General features: G+C 58.6%; 18 protein-coding genes and 3 pseudogenes. 18 read left to right on the top strand and 3 right to left on the bottom strand.

What is annotated here, in order from left to right; translation table 11 throughout:
- The first annotated feature begins 180 nt into the window (after positions 1 to 180).
- The 7 genes and pseudogenes from ACPQ6D_RS03180 to ACPQ6D_RS03210 all read left to right on the top strand — a co-directional run.
- Entirely contained in the window at positions 181 to 3,087 is a 2,907-nt protein-coding gene (locus ACPQ6D_RS03180; protein ID WP_423222847.1) for an Eco57I restriction-modification methylase domain-containing protein, read from the top strand.
- 99 nt (positions 3,088 to 3,186) lie between these two features.
- A complete protein-coding gene (locus tag ACPQ6D_RS03185) occupies positions 3,187 to 3,471 on the top strand; it encodes a BrnT family toxin (protein ID WP_423222848.1) in 285 nt (94 codons plus the stop codon).
- Complete coding sequence (locus tag ACPQ6D_RS03190; protein WP_423222849.1) at positions 3,458 to 3,742, top strand: CopG family antitoxin; 285 nt, start codon at positions 3,458 to 3,460, stop codon at positions 3,740 to 3,742. Before ACPQ6D_RS03185 ends, ACPQ6D_RS03190 begins: the two co-directional genes overlap by 14 nt.
- A 61-nt stretch (positions 3,743 to 3,803) precedes the next feature.
- A pseudogene (locus ACPQ6D_RS03195) lies at positions 3,804 to 4,047 on the top strand (hypothetical protein); the annotation flags it as partial.
- 201 nt (positions 4,048 to 4,248) lie between these two features.
- Complete coding sequence (locus ACPQ6D_RS03200) at positions 4,249 to 4,476, top strand: DUF2281 domain-containing protein (RefSeq protein WP_423222850.1); 228 nt, start codon at positions 4,249 to 4,251, stop codon at positions 4,474 to 4,476.
- The gene (locus ACPQ6D_RS03205; RefSeq protein WP_423222851.1) at positions 4,473 to 4,874 is read left to right on the top strand and encodes a type II toxin-antitoxin system VapC family toxin; all 402 of its coding nucleotides are present in this window, start codon (positions 4,473 to 4,475) and stop codon (positions 4,872 to 4,874) included. The genes ACPQ6D_RS03200 and ACPQ6D_RS03205 overlap by 4 nt, the downstream gene beginning before the upstream one ends.
- Before the next feature lie 25 nt (positions 4,875 to 4,899).
- Positions 4,900 to 5,119, top strand: a pseudogene (locus tag ACPQ6D_RS03210) (hypothetical protein); the annotation flags it as partial.
- On the opposite strand, the gene ACPQ6D_RS03215 reads toward ACPQ6D_RS03210, so the two are convergent.
- Both ACPQ6D_RS03215 and ACPQ6D_RS03220 read right to left on the bottom strand, forming a co-directional pair.
- Positions 5,116 to 5,511 carry a toxin-antitoxin system TumE family protein gene (locus tag ACPQ6D_RS03215; RefSeq protein WP_423222852.1) on the bottom strand — a complete coding sequence of 132 codons (396 nt, stop codon included), beginning with the start codon at positions 5,509 to 5,511 and terminating at the stop codon, positions 5,116 to 5,118. The pseudogene ACPQ6D_RS03210 and the gene ACPQ6D_RS03215 sit on opposite strands and share 4 nt — an antisense overlap.
- Complete coding sequence (locus ACPQ6D_RS03220; protein ID WP_423222853.1) at positions 5,508 to 5,726, bottom strand: hypothetical protein; 219 nt, start codon at positions 5,724 to 5,726, stop codon at positions 5,508 to 5,510. The genes ACPQ6D_RS03215 and ACPQ6D_RS03220 overlap by 4 nt, the downstream gene beginning before the upstream one ends.
- 60 nt (positions 5,727 to 5,786) lie before the next feature.
- Between ACPQ6D_RS03220 and ACPQ6D_RS03225 the strand changes: the two are divergent.
- The 10 genes and pseudogenes from ACPQ6D_RS03225 to ACPQ6D_RS03270 form a co-directional block, all read left to right on the top strand.
- Positions 5,787 to 5,984 (top strand): annotated as a pseudogene (locus ACPQ6D_RS03225) (hypothetical protein); the annotation flags it as partial.
- Between the two features lie 233 nt (positions 5,985 to 6,217).
- The gene (locus tag ACPQ6D_RS03230; protein WP_423222854.1) at positions 6,218 to 7,531 is read left to right on the top strand and encodes a transposase; all 1,314 of its coding nucleotides are present in this window, start codon (positions 6,218 to 6,220) and stop codon (positions 7,529 to 7,531) included.
- A gap of 323 nt (positions 7,532 to 7,854) precedes the next feature.
- Positions 7,855 to 9,519, top strand: a complete 1,665-nt coding sequence (locus ACPQ6D_RS03235; protein WP_423222855.1) for an IS66 family transposase — start codon at positions 7,855 to 7,857, stop codon at positions 9,517 to 9,519.
- Positions 9,520 to 9,792: 273 nt separating this feature from the next.
- Positions 9,793 to 10,194, top strand: coding sequence for a type II toxin-antitoxin system VapC family toxin (locus tag ACPQ6D_RS03240; RefSeq protein ID WP_423222856.1), 402 nt, complete (start codon positions 9,793 to 9,795; stop codon positions 10,192 to 10,194).
- Positions 10,195 to 10,250: 56 nt separating this feature from the next.
- Positions 10,251 to 10,445, top strand: a complete 195-nt coding sequence (locus ACPQ6D_RS03245; RefSeq protein WP_423222857.1) for a hypothetical protein — start codon at positions 10,251 to 10,253, stop codon at positions 10,443 to 10,445.
- Positions 10,446 to 10,539: 94 nt separating this feature from the next.
- Positions 10,540 to 10,782: a DUF4258 domain-containing protein gene (locus ACPQ6D_RS03250; protein ID WP_423222858.1), complete on the top strand. Its 243-nt coding sequence runs from the start codon at positions 10,540 to 10,542 to the stop codon at positions 10,780 to 10,782.
- A 3-nt stretch (positions 10,783 to 10,785) separates the two neighbouring features.
- Positions 10,786 to 11,004: a DUF2283 domain-containing protein gene (locus ACPQ6D_RS03255; RefSeq protein ID WP_423222859.1), complete on the top strand. Its 219-nt coding sequence runs from the start codon at positions 10,786 to 10,788 to the stop codon at positions 11,002 to 11,004.
- Positions 11,005 to 11,014: 10 nt separating this feature from the next.
- Positions 11,015 to 11,527, top strand: coding sequence for a low molecular weight protein-tyrosine-phosphatase (locus ACPQ6D_RS03260; protein ID WP_423222860.1), 513 nt, complete (start codon positions 11,015 to 11,017; stop codon positions 11,525 to 11,527).
- A gap of 93 nt (positions 11,528 to 11,620) precedes the next feature.
- Positions 11,621 to 13,273, top strand: a complete 1,653-nt coding sequence (locus ACPQ6D_RS03265) for an ATP-binding protein (RefSeq protein WP_423222861.1) — start codon at positions 11,621 to 11,623, stop codon at positions 13,271 to 13,273.
- Positions 13,274 to 13,389: 116 nt separating this feature from the next.
- Complete coding sequence (locus tag ACPQ6D_RS03270) at positions 13,390 to 13,779, top strand: single-stranded DNA-binding protein (RefSeq protein ID WP_423222862.1); 390 nt, start codon at positions 13,390 to 13,392, stop codon at positions 13,777 to 13,779.
- 211 nt (positions 13,780 to 13,990) lie between these two features.
- Here the strand turns inward: ACPQ6D_RS03270 and ACPQ6D_RS03275 are convergent, their stop codons facing one another.
- Positions 13,991 to 15,928: a S8 family peptidase gene (locus ACPQ6D_RS03275; RefSeq protein ID WP_423222863.1), complete on the bottom strand. Its 1,938-nt coding sequence runs from the start codon at positions 15,926 to 15,928 to the stop codon at positions 13,991 to 13,993.
- A gap of 204 nt (positions 15,929 to 16,132) precedes the next feature.
- On the opposite strand from ACPQ6D_RS03275, the gene ACPQ6D_RS03280 reads away from it, so the two are divergent.
- Positions 16,133 to 16,663: a bifunctional nuclease family protein gene (locus tag ACPQ6D_RS03280; protein ID WP_423222864.1), complete on the top strand. Its 531-nt coding sequence runs from the start codon at positions 16,133 to 16,135 to the stop codon at positions 16,661 to 16,663.
- The last annotated feature ends 97 nt before the right edge of the window (positions 16,664 to 16,760 follow it).

A 16,760-nucleotide genomic window follows, 5' to 3' on the forward strand; every position in this document is an offset into this window, starting at 1 on the left:
AAGGATACACGATTTTGCGATGGGCGTCAAGCGGAAGTTGAGAGGGCAGAGTGCAAAGTGCAAAGCCGCCTTAGGAAATGTTCACCGGTTTGCTCTCGCGCCCGTTCGAGGCTATAATCGCGCCAGGCCGCGGCCTCAGCCTGGGACGGCTTGTCCTCATTACCGTGGAAAGGTCCAATCATGCCTGCACCTGCCGCGATCGTTGATCTCGTCGCACGCTTTCGCTCCCATGCGGACAGCTACAAGCGCGACGCGTATAACGAGACCTTGACCCGCATCGAGTTCATCAATCCGTTTTTCAAAGCCCTGGGCTGGGACGTGGAGAACGAGCGGGGCTACGCCGAGGCCTATAAGGACGTGGTGCATGAGGACGCGATCAAGGTGGGCGGCGGCACCAAAGCGCCAGACTACGGCTTTCGCATCGGCGGCGCGCGCAAGTTCTTCGTCGAAGCCAAAAAGCCGTCGGTGGACATCAAGAACGATGTGAATCCAGCCTACCAGCTGCGGCGTTACGCATGGAGCGCCAAGCTGCCGCTCAGCATCCTCACCGACTTCGAGGAGTTCGCGGTCTACGACTGCCGGGTCAAGCCGGACAAGAGCGACAAGCCGTCTGCTGCCCGCATCCTTTACCTGACTTTCGATCAGTATGTCGAACGATGGGACGAGATCGAGGCCATCTTCGCGCGCGACGCGATTCTGCGCGGCGCGTTCGACCAATACGCCGCGGCCACGGGCGGCAAGCGCGGCACGGCCGAGGTGGACGCAGCTTTCCTGGCGGAGATCGAGCGCTGGCGCGACCTGCTGGCGCACAACCTGGCGCTGCGCAACCCCGATCTCGGCCCGCGCGAGCTAAACTTCGCGCTGCAGCAGACGATTGACCGCCTCATCTTCCTGCGCATCTGCGAGGACCGCGGCATCGAACCGTACGGCACGCTGCTGGGGCTGGTCAACGGCAGCGAGGTCTACGCGCGGCTGCTGCTGCGCTTTCGCCACGCGGATGCGCGCTACAACTCTGGACTCTTTTATTTCGAGACCGAAAAGGGCCGCGGCGACGCAGCCGACCAGGTGACGCCGCGGCTGACGATTGACGACCGGGTCCTACGCGACATCCTCAAGAATCTTTACTACCCCGACAGTCCCTACGAGTTCTCTGTGCTGCCAGCCGACATCCTGGGCCAGGTCTACGAACAGTTCCTGGGCAAGGTGATCCGCCTGACGTCCGGCCACCGCGCGGTGGTCGAAGAAAAGCCGGCCGTGCGCAAAGCCGGCGGCGTCTTCTACACGCCCACCTTCATCGTGGACGCCATCGTCAAACAGACCGTGGGCCGCCTGCTGGAAGGCAAGAGCGTGCGTCAGGTGACGGGCGAACGCAAGGCGCCGCCCTTGCGCATCGCCGATATCGCGTGCGGCTCTGGCTCTTTCTTGCTGGGCGCGTACCAGTTTCTGCTGGATTGGCACCTGGCTGCGTACCTGGCCGATGGGCCGCAGAAATGGGCCGCGGGCCGCGCGCCGCGTCTGTACCAGGCTGAGCGCGGCGACTGGCGTTTGACCATCGCGGAGCGCAAGCGCATCGTGCTCGATCACCTCTACGGCGTGGACATTGACCCGCAGGCCGTGGAAGTGACCAAGCTGTCGCTGCTGCTCAAGGTGCTGGAAGGCGAGGACGCGCAGAGCATCGGTCAGCAGCTGCGGCTTTTCCCCGAACGCGCCCTGCCCGACCTGGGGCGCAACATCAAGTGCGGCAACTCGCTCGTTGGCCCGGACTTCTACGCCGGCCAGCAGATGGCGCTGCTGAGCGACGACGAAGCCTTGCGCGTCAACGCCTTCGGCTGGCCGGCCGAGTTCCCGTCCATTTTTCCTGCCGCGCAGGGCGAGAGCCACAGCGACGGCGGCTTCGACGCCATCATCGGCAACCCGCCGTATGGAGCTTATTTGAGTATCGAAGAGAAGGCTTACGTTAAGGCTTCTTTCAAGTCCTACCAGTACAAATACGACAGTTACTTGTACTTTATTGAGAAGGCAACAGATCTTGTCAGACCAGGAGGCTGGGTAAGCTTCATTACGCCTGAACTATGGCTTCGCTTGGAAGGTTGTGGTCGCCTGCGCCAAATCTTGGCACAGCGGGGGCACATCGCGACAGTTCAGTTTTTTGGAGAAGGCGTGTTTCGCCAAGCTGTTGTCAATACCATCGTGTTTGTGTTTGGCAGGGCTGTTCAACATGGGCCTGTGGATGTTGAGTTTCGCGACAGATCGTGGCAGATTCCAGCAGAAAAGTGGTATGCTGATCCAACATATGGTTTTGAGTATCGCCTCGATGTCAAAAATGCGAGTCTGATTGAGAAAATCCGGAAGCTTTCAAGGCCTCTCGCTGACTTTGGAACGATTGCCCAGGGAATTACTCCCTACGACCGGTATCGTGGACAGGCCCCTGACCTAATCAAGAATCGAGCGTATCATTTCAACCACAAGCAGGACGACACTTGCGGAATGTGGTTGGCAGGGAAGGATGTGAGTCGCTACCGACTGACATGGAGTGGAGAATGGATAAGCTATGGTCCATGGCTCGCCGCACCGCGTGAGCCGCATTACTTCTCAAGCCCACGCTTGCTATTCCGAGAAATCCCGGGCCCCCGCAAGAGAATACAGGCAACCTTCTCCGAGGAACTCCTGTACTTTGGGCATAGTATCACGCCATTCCTTGCTTCTGACGGAGGGCCTTATTCTCCGAAGTATTTCTTGGGCATATGCAACTCGACTTTGGTCAGCTGGTACGGTGGGTTGGTCCTCCCTAATTTTGGCAAAAACATCTTTCCGAAACTAAATCCCCAGGACATCAAACAACTCCCCATCCGCACGATTGACGTCACCTCCTCGGCTGACGTGGCGCGGCACGACCGCATGGTCAGCCTGGTGGAGCGTATGTTGGAACTGCACAAGAAGCTGGCGGCTGAGCAGACGCCCCATGTCAAGACCGTGCTGCAGCGCCAGATCGAAGCCACGGATCGGCAGATTGATGCGCTGGTGTATGAGCTCTACGGGTTGACGGCGGAGGAGATTGCGGTCGTGGAGGGAAGCGCAGCAGAGTGATACAATTCGCGGCGCTAGCGGGATTCCAAGGAAGATGATACAATCGCATCAACAAGGCGCTGGAATAGCAAACACCGACTCCGTGAAGCGAGGAATGCCATGAGAGTCAGAGAAGTCATCTGGTTGCCCGAGATTGAGGACAAGCTCTGGGAGAAGCATCACCTTACGGTAGCGGAGGCCGAGGAATTGCTCTTTGGCGAACTTCATATCCGGTTTGTGGAGAAAGGCCATCGTCCTGACGAGAATCTGTATGCCGCTTACGGACAAACGAAATCAGGGCGACACGTGATTGTGTTCTTCGTCTTAAAGCAGGGAAGGCAAGCGCTGGTGATAAGCGCTCGCGACATGGATAGCAAGGAACGAAAAACCTATGGCAGAAGGTAATGTGAGCAGCATCTCCCAGTCGCACACGCTGGAAGAGATGGCGGAGTTTTGGGACACGCACAGCCTGGCGGATTTCGAAGACCAGACATACGAAGTTGAGATGACCTTCGCCCCATCGGCTCGTCGTTCGCTGGTTGGCATCGAGCCTGAGTTAATGCGGGATCTGCGTCGCATTGCCAGAAAACGCCATGTCAGCACGCAAACCCTTGTGAACGTGTGGCTGCGGCAGCGTGTTGACCAAGCGAGTGGGGAAACGATTTCGGCAAGCTAAAAGCGCGGTACTCAAGCTGGCTCTCTCGCGCTGTCGTGTTCTTGGGGGATGAAATAAACACCCGGCTGACGTGGCGCGGCACGACCGCATCGTCAGCCGGGTTGGAGCGCATGTTGGAACTGCACAAGAAGCTGGCGGCTGAGCAGACGCATGGCGACTTTGGCCGCAGCCAAAGCGCCGAGCATGTCAAGACCGTGCTCCAGCGCCAAATCGAAGCGACGGACCGGCAGATTGATGCGCTGGTGTATGAGCTCTACGGGTTGACAGAGGAGGAGATCAACGTGGTGGAGCGTGCAGGACAGTAGCATCTATGACCTTGCCAGGCCGTGGGATTTGCGGTAAAGTAAGCATGATGGATAGCGTGATTGTGCCGTAGTTGGGCGTAGACCGAGGCGAAAATGGCATTGGTGATAGCAGCCATTATTGAGGTCCCGATGAGCGCATAGCCCAAGTATTTCCCGGATACCGCCTTTATTTGCAGACAAGGAGAAAACGGACGTGAGATCATGAACATCGAGGAGACTCTAATGCAACGAATGCGCACCTTGCCTGTTGCTCGACAGGTCGAGGTCCTTGACTTCGCGGACTTCCTCAGTCGAAAGTCAACTGCCAGCAGGACCCGACGCAATCCCATTGGCTTGTTCGCCGGCCTTGGCGTTGACATCAGCACCCAGGACATCGAAGACGCACGGTTGGAATTGTGGAAGCATTTCCCTCGAGACATTGAATTATGAGCGCTGTGGTTGCTGACACCCACGCAGTTGTCTGGCTTCTGTTCAGCCCGCAAAGGCTGTCACCAGATGCTCTGGCTGCGCTGCGCGGCGCGATCGACGCGGGCGAATCCATCTATGTGGCCTCGATCTCGCTGGTAGAAGTCGCCTATCTGGCAGAGAAGGGTCGGCTATCACGTGAGGTTTTTGAGCGCCTCGTGGGCGAGTTACTTCGACCGGACAGCGGGTTGATGGTAGTGCCACTGGATCTATCTATCGCTCTGGCGCTCGAGAACATTCCGCGCAGCGATGTCCCAGAAATGCCCGATCGGGTGATTGCAGCAACGGCATTCTACTTGGGATTGCCGCTGGTAACGCGCGACTTGCGAATCCGAGCCGCCGCGGTCGCGACCATTTGGTAGCAATTTCATTCCCAAAATCAGCTGCCACGACCGCATGGTCAGCCTGGTTGGAGCGCATGTTGGAACTGCACAAGAAGCTGGCGGCTGAGCAGACGCATGGCGACTTTGGCCGCAGCCAAAGCGCCGAGCATGTCAAGACGGTGCTGCAGCGCCAAATCGAAGCCATGGATCGGCAGATTGACCAGTTGGTGTATGAGCTCTACGGGCTGACAGAGGAGGAGATCAACGTGGTGGAGCGGAGTTAGGAGGAATGTCTCTGTAACCAAGCCGCGATTTCAGTGAGCACCTGGCCCAGGCTGGGCTGGTCAGATGGAGCCACGCGGTCTTGCGCGCCGATATGTTTATGATGAGGATAGGTGATGATTTTCGGGTGATGCGGCGCGTTGTCATAACGAAACACGCGTTGTCCTCCGCGCAGGTATGTATAGGCATAGCTGATGCGCACCGGATAACCCAGTTCGGTGCTGACCACCTCATAGAGATCAAGAAAAGAGCCATCCCAAAAGAAAACGCGGGTGCGGATGAGACCATTGAAGTCGTCCGAGGCCAAGCACGTGAACGGCTCTTGTAGGTGACTTACTAGTGGATCCTGGCGCAGACCCCGTTCGAGTGATGCAAAATAGTCGTCAATCCTCATGCTGCGATCAACTCGCTCTGCATAAACTGGCGAACGGGCAATGAGGTCAGATATAGATGGTACAAACCGGCCCACATCATGAAATCATCGTCATCACCCAATTCACCGCTGTGATAGCGCCGAAAAAACTCTAGGGTCGAGTATCCATAACGTTGCTCGTAGGCGCGTAAGTGCTCGTTTAGCTCATCGAATGTCACGCGTTGCACCGTCACCATAGTTATTTGCTCCCCAGACCATGATTGCTTCGGAATTATACCCGCCCTGGGCGATTCTGACAACACGACCGCATGGTCAGCCTGGTGGAGCGCATGTTGGACCTGCACAAGAAGCTGGCGGCCGCGCAGACGCCTCATGTCAGGACCGTGCTGCAGCGTCAGATCGAAGCCACGGATCGGCAGATTGATGCGCTGGTGTATGAGCTCTACGGGTTGACAGAGGAGGAGATCAACGTGGTGGAGCGTGCAGGACAGTAGCATCTATGACCTTGCCAGGCCGTGGGATTTGCGGTAAAGTAAGCATGATGGATAGCGTGATTGTGCCGTAGTTGGGCGTAGACCGAGGCGAAAATGGCATTGGTGATAGCAGCCATTATTGAGGTCCCGATGAGCTTGACTTTAGAGCCGCGATGCGTCAAGTGCTGATGCGGATGTTGCGGTTTGACCTTGCTGAACTTTAACAAGTAAGAAACTGCTGGTATAAGGGTGGTATGAATACAACATCCGTTCTCCAACAGTTTCGTCAGTCAGTATACCAGATTCTGCCCAAACGGGCAGATGCGATGGTGGATTTGGTGGACGCTCTGACCGTTGCCGGGCACGTAGACTCGCCGGTAGCGTTGAGCGAGGAGGCACCTTATCGGCGGAAGTTCAGTTCGATTTACGATACGCTCGGCGAGGGGCGTATCGAAGCCGAACAAGTGCATCCCATTCTGGAAAGACAGCAACCAGCCGATTGCGAGCAAATAGCTGGGTATGAGGTGTATGCGCTGGATTGCACGCCGGACGAGCGTCCTGAAGCAGAAACGCTTGCCGAACGAGGCTTACTGAAAGCGCAGAAGAACGCACCGGTGCGGGTGGGGCAGAAGTTTTCCTGGCTGGTACGTCTGGTCAAACAGAGGACTTCCTGGATTGCACCGTGGGATGTGCGCCGGGTAAAGGTGGACAGCAACGACAACCAAACCGCTGTGGCACAGATCAAGGCGCTTGACGGACAAAGCAAACGGCCAAAAGTTGTCGTCGCCGACAGCCTCTACGCCAATCAGGTCTTCTTGGCTGTGTTCTTGGTGCTTCAAACCGTGGTTGCGTTGGTGAGGTTGCGTCAGAATGTCATCTTGTACGAGCAGCCCAAGCCAAGGCTGGCCGGGAAGCGGGGAGCACCCCAGAAACATGGCGCTGCATTCAGGATGGGCAAGTCTTTACGTAAGCCAGACCGCAGCGAGACATTTTCTCTGGGCTCGCAGCAGATTCGTTTGGACGCGTGGCATAAGCTTCACCTTATCAAGCTGCCTACGTTGATTGGCCTGGTATTGCGGGTCGAATTTCTCAAACCGGATGGCTCGTTGCGCTACAAACGCCCGATGTGGCTGTTTTGGATAGGGCCAGAGACCGTGGCTTTGCAGGACGTGTGCCGGATGTATCTTTGGCGCTTTGCCATTGAGCACGCCTTTCGGTTCATGAAACAACACCTGGGACTGAACGCCCATCGCCTGACCGATAACGACGCAATCCAACGCTGGATGTGGCTATGTGCTCTGGCTTACTGGCAACTCCTGCTGATGGGCCGTCAAGTCGAAGACCTGTGCTCGGCTTGGTATCCTCGCAAGAGCCAAGACCAGCAGGTCTGGATGACCCCAGGACAGGTGCAACGGGGCGCCGGACGATTTTTGGCGAAGTTGGGCACACCGGCCTGTGCACCCAGACCCGCAGGAAAAGGCCTTGGACGTATCAAAGGGTATCGTCCAGCCCTCAAAAAACGCCATGAAGTGGTTCGCAAGGGTCAAACAACCCAAAAAAGGCTTTAGTAACCGCTTACTCAAGCCTTTGAGCAGATACTGGACTAACTGAATAGCTTGTTAAGGTGCGTTTCACTGCGAAACGCTGGTTTCGCTTTGGCTCGTGAACTCTAAACTCAAGATGAGCGCATAGCCCAAGTATTTCCCGGATACCGCCTTTATTTGCAGACAAGGAGAAAACGTATCTTCTCAATAAACCGGGGGGAGTGAACTGAGCCCGGTGTCAAGGACAATGATCATAGACAAGCGGCTGTCAGTCGTGCTATACTGCGAGTCGTTGTGCTGGGTGCCGTGAAGCTGAATAGTCTGACCCGTGCAGGTGGTGAGGGATTATGTTGTTCGAACAGCTTGATCTAGATCAGCTCCAGGATATAGCGCAGGCCAAGCGTGCCATCGTTGGGTTGCTGAACTTGGTTGAGGATCTGCAGGCGACGGTGCGCCAGTTGCAAGCCGAGGTGCAGCGACTGCGCGACGAGAACAACCACCTGAAGGGTGAACAAGGCAAGCCGGATATCAAGCCCAATCGGCGTGGCAAGACGCCTGGGGCAGATAAGAACCACTCGTCAGAGGCCGAGCGGCGCAAGCCACAGGCATGGCAGAAGGGCAGCAAGCTGGCCAAGATCACGATTGATCGCGAAGAAGTGCTGACGGTTGATAAGACGCAACTGCCTGCCGATGCGGAGTTCAAGGGTTACGAAGACAGCGTTGTGCAGGATGTGGTCATCCACACCGACAACGTGCTGTACCACAAAGAGAAGTACTACTCACCGAGCGAGCGCCGGGTGTATCTGGCGGCACTGCCGCCGGGCTACACAGGACAGTTTGGGCCGGGGATCAAAGCGCTGGCGTTGGTGCAGTATTTCGCCTGCAACGTGGCCGAGCCGAAGATCCTGGAGTTCTTCGCCAATGTTGGTATCCAACTGTCGGCGGGTGAGTTGTCGAACTGGCTGATCAAAGACTGGCCGGACCTGCACGCCGAGAAGGCTGCCATCTACGAAGCGGGACTGCGCAGCAGCCCGTGGCAACACCTGGACGATACGGCAACGCGGGTCAATGGCCAGAATGAGCATTGTCATGTGGTATGTAATCCGCTGTATACGGCGTACTTCACGACGGCCCACAAAGACCGGCTGACCATTGTGGACGTACTGCGTAATCTGCACGTCCGTACCTTCCGGGTCAATGCCGAAGCCATCAGTTTTCTGTACGTGTTCGGCTTGGCGCAGCGCACCGTACGCATCGTACAAGGTCTGCCGCAAGACCAGGACTTGAGTGAAGCCGAGTTCAAAGCTCTGTTGGACGAACGTCTGCCGGCCCTGGGGCCGCAGCAGCGGTCGCACATCTTGGAAGCGGCGACCGTTGCCTCCTACCATGCCCAATTGGAGTTCCCGGTCGTCAAACTCCTGCTGTGCGATGACGCTCCCCAATTCAACTGGGTGACTGAGCAACTGGCGCTGTGTTGGATTCACGAAGGCCGCCACTACAAGAAACTTGACCCGAGCAGTCCGCCGTTCCGCAACCTCTTGACCGAGTTTACCAAGCAGTTCTGGAAATACTACGACGAACTGCTGACCTACCGTCAGCAGCCCAGCACAGACGAGAAAGCGCGACTCGAGACCAAGTTCGATACCTTGTTCGCCACGGTGACTGGCTACCGAGCCTTGGATGAGCGCATTGAAAAGACCAAGTTCAAGAAGACCAACCTCTTGCTGGTCCTCGACCATCCCGAAATCCCGCTGCACAACAACCCGGCCGAACTGGGTGCCCGCCAGCGCGTGCGCAAACGTGATGTCAGCTTTGGCCCGCGTACGCACGATGGCGCCAACGCTTGGGATACCTTTATGACTCTGACGGCCACAGCCAAGAAGCTGGGCGTCAGCATCTATCGCTACATCCATGATCGCGTGTCTGGCGCCTGCCAGATGCCTGATCTCGCCGACCTCATCACGCAGCGCGCCATCGAACTGTCACTCGGCGCTTCCTGGGAACCGACATAACTGGTCCCCCCGGATTATTGAGAAGATACGAGAAAACGGACGTGAGATCATGAACATCGAGGAGACTCTAATGCAACGAATGCGCACCTTGCCTGTTGCTCGACAGGTCGAGGTCCTTGACTTCGCGGACTTCCTCAGTCGAAAGTCAACTGCCAGCAGGACCCGACGCAACCCCATTGGCTTGTTCGCCGGACTTGGCGTTGACATCAGCACCCAGGACATCGAAGACACACGGTTGGAATTGTGGAAGCATTTCCCTCGAGACATTGAATTATGAGCGCTGTGGTTGTTGACACCCACGCAGTTGTCTGGCTTCTGTTCAGCCCGCAAAGGCTGTCACCAGATGCTCTGGCTGCGCTGCGCGGCGCTATCGACGCGGGCGAATCCATCTATGTAGCCTCGATCTCGTTGGTAGAAGTCGCCTACCTGGCAGAGAAGGGTCGGCTACCACGTGAGGTTTTTGAGCGCCTCGTGGGCGAGTTACTTCGACCGGACAGCGGGTTGATGGTAGTGCCACTGGATCTATCTATCGCTCTGGCGCTCGAGAACATTCCGCGCAGCGATGTCCCAGAAATGCCCGATCGGGTGATTGCAGCAACGGCATTCTACTTGGGATTGCCGCTGGTAACGCGCGACTTGCGAATCCGAGCCGCCGCGGTCGCGACCATTTGGTAGCAATTTCATTCCCAAAATCAGCTGCTACGACCGCATGGTCAGCCTGGTTGGAGCGCATGTTGGAACTGCACAAGAAGCTGGCGGCTGAGCAGACGCGTGGTGACTTTGGCCGCAGTCAAAGCGCCGAGCATGTCAAGACGGTGCTGCAGCGCCAGATCGAGGCGACGGATCGGCAGATTGATACGCTGGTTTGTGAGCTCTATGGGCTGACGGCGGAGGAGATCAACGTGGTGGTGGGCGCAGAACAGTAGCCGTTGCGGCCTTGCCAGGGCGTGGGATTTGCGGTAAAGTAGTGCTGGCGTAAACAATACGGCTATTGACGGACTGTGATAGCGAGGAGGATCGGTGCACATTGTCTACACCCACCACGCCAAACAACGGATGCTCCAGCGTAAAGTCAGTGATGAACAGGTTGCTGAGACACTGGAGTCGCCAGATGAACTCCTCTTTGGCGAGAGCGGTGAGGAAATTGCCATCAAGCGGTTTGGAATCTGGAAAGTGCGCGTCGTCTATCAAGAAACGACCGCAGGTTTCGTTATCTATACTGTGATGAAGCCTCGGATACATAAGACAAGGGGTGAGAGGTGAGAAATGCAAATTGACTATGATCCGCAGGCAGACGCGATCTATGTCCGGCTGCGCGCGGGCGAAGTTGATGACACGTTGACCGTCGGAAAGTACATCTACGTTGACGTGGACGAGGACGGTGTGCCCCTGGGGCTGGAAATCCTGTTTGCAGGACGAGTTCTGGCCGGACAAGATTTGACTAGCGTCACGGTTAACCTGAACCGGGTGGCCCAGCCAGCTTGAGTCCTCGATAATGATCCAAGTTCTCTTCATCTGCCTGGGCAATATCTGCCGCTCGCCCATGGCCGAAGCGGTCTTCCGCCGCCTGGTGACGCAGGCCGGACTGGAAAACAAAATTGACATCCTGTCGGCGGGCACGAGCCAGTGGCACGTGGGCGAGGAAGCGCACCGCGGTACGCTGGCTGTCCTGCGCCGTGCGGGCATTGAGCACCACGGCCGCGCCCGCCAGGTCACGACCACCGATCTGCGCGTGGCCGATTACGTCATTGCCATGGATCAGGACAATATCTTTGACCTGCAGCGCCTGGATACGCGCGGCGATCTCGCCGGTAAGGTGCACCGCCTGTTGGAGTTTGCTCCCCCTAACTTTCCCCGTGACGTACCCGATCCGTACTATGACAATAACTTCGACTACACCTATAAGCTGGTAGAGGCGGGCTGCCGCGGCCTCTTGGCATTTGTTCAGGAAAGGCTGAACGTAGACTTGAGAGCGAAGATCGGAGACCCGAGACCAGAGACCGGCTGAAGGCGAGAACATTCGTGATCTCCAATCTCCGATCTCCGATCTCTGGTCCTTAATTTTTAATTTCCCTCTTAGCAGTTTTCCCCTTGGAGCGACATGACACCACGCCAACGATTGGGAATTATCACCGACGGGGCTTTCAATGCGACGCTGACGGCGCGGCTGGAGGCTGGCGTCTCCACCGAGGGCTTGAGCATCGGCAGCTTTGTGATCGTGGAGGGCGAGGATCATCTCTACTTCAGCACAATCAGCGATCTACAGCTGCGCGTGACCGATCCGGGCCTGCTCAGCGCGCCGCCCAGCGCGGCCTCCACCTTCGTGCGTGAAGCGCTCACCGGCACCAGCACCTACGCCGTGGTGCAAGTCAAGCCGATGCTGATGATCAAGAAGCCCTCAGCCGATCCGCTGGCCTTTGTAGATCAGCTGGCCCGGCCGGAGCCCGTGCGCACGATTCCGATGCACTTCGCGATTCTGCGCCACGCGGACGAGAGCGATTTCGAGCTGGTCTTTGGCCGCGAGGGCGGCAAGTTCTTTGCCATGGGCACGCCGCTGGTCGGCGCGGATTTGCCAATCAGCCTGGATCTAGAGCGCCTGCTCGAACGCTCCAATGGCGTCTTCGGCCAGTCAGGCACCGGCAAGTCCTTCCTCACCCGCCTGCTGCTCTGCGGCGTCGTGCACCGCAAGGTAGGCGTCAATCTGATTTTCGACATGCACGATGAGTACGCGTTTGGCAAGCAGTCCGAAGATAAGGTGATCGTCAAAGGCCTCAAGGAACTGTTTGGCACCCGCGTACAGGTCTGGTCATTGAGTGAAGCGGCCTCGCGCCGCGCCGGCCGTCGCGTTGACGCCACCCTGCGTATTGGTCTCAACCAGATCGAGGCCGACGATATCCTGCTCCTGCGCGAGGAATTGGACCTCAACGAGACGGCTGAGACCACGATTGCCCTGCTGGAACGGGAATTTCACGGCGACTGGCTTACGCGCCTGCTCGCCATGGAGCCTGGGGAGATGAAGGAGTGGGCCGAGCACGCCAACGCCAGTTCGGCGGCCCTGGGCGCGCTGCAGCGCAAGCTGCACCTGGTGGAGCGTCGCCCATTCGTTGTGCCGCAGGCGGAATTCAAGGCCATTGACGAAATCGTGGCCCTCCTTGATCGCGGCACGCACGTCATCCTGCACTTCGGCAGTGATGCGCGCAGCCTCGACCACATGCTTGTCGCCAATATCGTCACCCGCCGCGTGCGCGAGCTGTACGTGCAGAAGATCGAGAAGTATATGGAATCACGGCAGGAATCGGATGCGCCGAAACCCCTGATGATCACTCTGGAAGAGGCGCACAAGTTCCTCAATCCCCGCGCGGCCCGCCAGACCATCTTCGGGACCATTGCGCGCGAACTGCGCAAGTACCGCGTCACGCTGATGGTCGTAGACCAGCGGCCGAGCGGCATTGATCCGGAAGTTCTTTCACAGTTGGGCACGCGCGTCACCGGTAAACTGACCGAAGAGCGCGATATCGAAGCGGTGTTGACCGGCGTTGCCAACCGCGCCGCGGTGCGCGCGATGCTCGAAGCTCTGGACACCAAGCAGCAGATTCTCATGGTCGGTCATGCCGTGCCGATGCCCATTGTGCTGCGCACCCGGCGCTATGACGAGGCGTTCTACCGCGCCGTCACGATGGATTCTCCGCGCGAGGCTGACCACGCGCCCGTGCGCAGCTTCACGCAAGATTTGGACGATCTTTTTGGCGCCTGAGCGCGAGTTTTGCCGCGGCGCTTTCGTTAGACCCTCCCAACCGGCCATCTACGAACAGCAGCATCGCTGTATCCTGCCTGGCCGCCATGGTGGAATGTAGAAATGGGAGGATTGGTATGGCGAACTTGAATCGTGTGCAGTTGATCGGCCGCCTGGGCCGCGATCCGGAGGTGCGTTACACCCCGAACGGGACGCAGGTCGTATCGTTTTCGCTGGCCGTTGATCGCATCTGGAAAGGCCAGGAGGGCGAGCGCAAACAGGCCACGGAGTGGTTCAACATAGAGGCCTGGGGGCACCTGGCCGAAATTAGCCAGCAATACCTGAAAAAAGGGCACCTGGCGTATGTGGAAGGCGAACTTCGCAATGATCAGTGGGTGGACGACAAGGGCGAAAAACGTTCACGCATGAAGATTCACATGAACGGACTGCAATTCCTGGAACCGCGACGCCAGGATGAGCCGCCGCCCCCGCCGATGGAAGAGCCTGCCACAGAGGAACCGTTCTAGGAAGGATACCGGAGATTGGAGATCGGAGATCGGAGATCGGAATGGGCCTGTTGGCTGCTGATTCGGTGAATCCGGTCAGTCTGCTGATCCGGTGAATCCGGTGGGTCGGCCGACCCTCGCAAACCTGTGAATCCTGAAAATCCTGTGAATCCTGTCCCATTTGGATGGGGTGAACAGGATTTTTCTTTCGGCGGCGGCAGCTTTCGGGTGCTCAGGGCGCGATCGCCCATACCGTGAGGTTGTCGAAATCCATGCGCACCTGGCCCTGGTCGAAGCTGGCCGCGAAGAGGGCCGCGCTGCCCGCATCGAACGTGGCGTCTTCGACGGTTGCCAGCACGCGGCCGTTGACGATGACCTTGAACTCCTTACCACGCGCCTCGACCCGCAGCCGATTCAAATAGCCAAGTTTGAGAATGCTGTCTGACGGCGTCCAGGGAATGATCTGCTGCCACTGACCGCTGACCAGGCGGGCAAAACTGTACGATCCTTGCGAGGTCAGCCCCACGTAGTAAAAATTGCTGTCATCGCGCTGGCGCAAGATCAGGCCATACGCGCCGCCGCTTGGCCCGTCCGTCTGACCTGCTTCCACTTCAATCACCACATTGTCGTAACGCCCTGGAATGACCTGGCTGATCAGACTTTGCGGCTGACGTGCGATCAGGTAATAGCGCCCTTCAGCTAGACCGCGCTGCGCCTGGCTGTCTTCGCTGGTAGGCCATGCGGGATCGCTGCGGCCAAAATCCTCGCTCAGCAGCATGTTCAAGGCCGGCGTTGGCGTCACCCCCCGTGTTTCCAGGCCGCGCAGCGCCGCGTCAACGCCGCCAAGCAGAATCAGCAGTGAACACAGGCAGACCAGAAGGCCGGCCAGGGCCAGGCCCGCGCCCACCAATCCCCGCGACAGGGTGCGCCGCGGCGGCCGATCAGCCGCATACAGGGCGAACGGCGCATCAGCCGCCGCCGCCCAGGGGGTCCGGGGCTGCGCGGCGCCCGTCAGATCGCTTGCCGAATGTCCCACGCGGAAGGCCGCGTAGGCGTCGCCGCGACCCGCGCCCTGCATCTGCGCATTGCGCCCCAGGTCCTTGGCCCCGGCCAGCAGATGCGCTTTGACCTCGGCGGGGGTTAGATTGGGGTCTGCTTCGAGGAGCAGGGCCGCGACGCCGCTGGCATGCGCGGTCGCCATACTGCTGCCAGATGCCTCCGTGTATGACTCGCCCTGACTGGCGCCCATGGTCGTCCCCCGCGCGCGGGCCGAGGTGATGAGCGTGCCGGGGAAGAGGATGTCAGGCTTGATGCGTCCGTCCGCCGTTGGCCCGCGCGCGGAAAACTCGGCTACGCCATCCGCGTCCGTGCTGGCGCCCACGGTAATGACCTGACGTGCACAGCCGGGGGCGCCGACGGTGTGCGGCGTCGGGCCGGCATTGCCCGCCGCCACGCACACAACCACCCCTTGCTGTACGGCTGCATCACAGAAGAGCGACAGCGCGTCGCTGCCATCGCCGAAATGCTCGCTGCTGAGCGATAGGTTGACGACGCGTGCTCCCTGCATCACCGCCCAATCTAGGCCAGCCATCACATCGCTTGACCAACCGGCGCCGCGGTCGTCCATGACTTTGGCCACGAGGAGCGCCGCGCCGGGCGCAACGCCGACAAAACGGCCTGCACTGGCCTGACCGTTTCCGGCGACAATGCCCGCCACATGGGTTCCGTGTCCCAGGCGGTCAAGCAGATTATCGCCCACAAAGACGGCCGAGCCAACCACCCGCCCGCGCAGATCGGGATGCGATACATCAAGCCCGGTGTCGAGCAGCGCCACGCGCACGCCGCGTCCCGCTGCGCCCATACTCCACAACCGCGGCGCCTGAATCAGCGGCGCAGAAAAATCGAGGCAGACCTGAACCGGCAGGTCATACCAGATCTGTTCAATGGCTGGATCGTCGAGAAGGGAGTAGATTTGACCTGGTGTGGTCAAGAGCGCGGCCATCGGTAGAAGCCGATACTGATAGCGAACTGCGGCGACAGTCCCGCCAGCGCTGAACGAGGGCTGCAGGCCACGACTCGTGTCCAGGCGCACAATCACTGGTATGGTCTGGTCGGGTTCGGCCTGCTCGATCTGCGCTTGCAGCAATGGGTCTAATTTCTGCCGGTTCATCCCTGTCCTTGCGGGTTCGATTTGTGCTGGCTGGTTGCCAGAATCACAGCCGCGATTATACCATTGCGCCCCCACATCTCCAACTGCCCAACTTTGGTGCGACTTAGGGCTTGTGGTATAATCGCTATGGCGCGGCAGACGCCAGCGCGCTCCGCAGGCTATGCTGGAGCTTGCACATGTCCAACCGCTTTCGAGGAGGGCCGCATGATCGAGGTCACCATTGATAGTGTCCGGGTCAGTCTGATGTCACAGCATCGCGTCGTGGTGTTGAAGGAAGTTGACGGCGAGCGTTACCTGCCGATTTGGATTGGCCCTTTTGAAGCGGATGCCATTACGATCCAATTGCAGGGCGTGGAAGTGGCCCGGCCGATGACCCACGATCTGCTGATGCGCATCATTACCACACTGGAAGCCCAGGTGCTGCGCGTGGTCATCAATGATCTGCAAAGCGAGACATTTTATGCCGCGATTGTGGTGGATGCGGCGGGTGAGTTGGTGGACATTGATGCGCGCCCCAGCGACGCCATTGCCCTGGCTGTACGCGCCCGCGTGCCCATTTTCATCGCGGAAACGGTGATGGACCGGGCCGCGATCCTGGCGGAGACCGATGTGCAGACGCCGCAGGCCGAAGACGCGGGATATGCCAAGGGTAAGGGCGAAAAAGAGGAAGAAGGCGGCCTGGACATCTTCCGCGAGTTCGTGGAAGGCCTTGACATAGACGGCTTTGGCGATTGAAACTTTCTCTCAACGTCAGATTGTGAGCAAACGCAGCAGCGGCGAGGCCATGGCCTCGCCGCTGCTGTCCTAAGGCCCTTCGCAGATAAGTCTGCTT

Origin of the sequence: Candidatus Amarolinea aalborgensis, assembly GCF_900491745.1 — a bacterium.
In the GTDB taxonomy this organism is placed as follows: Bacteria; Chloroflexota; Anaerolineae; order SSC4; family Amarolineaceae; genus Amarolinea; species Amarolinea aalborgensis.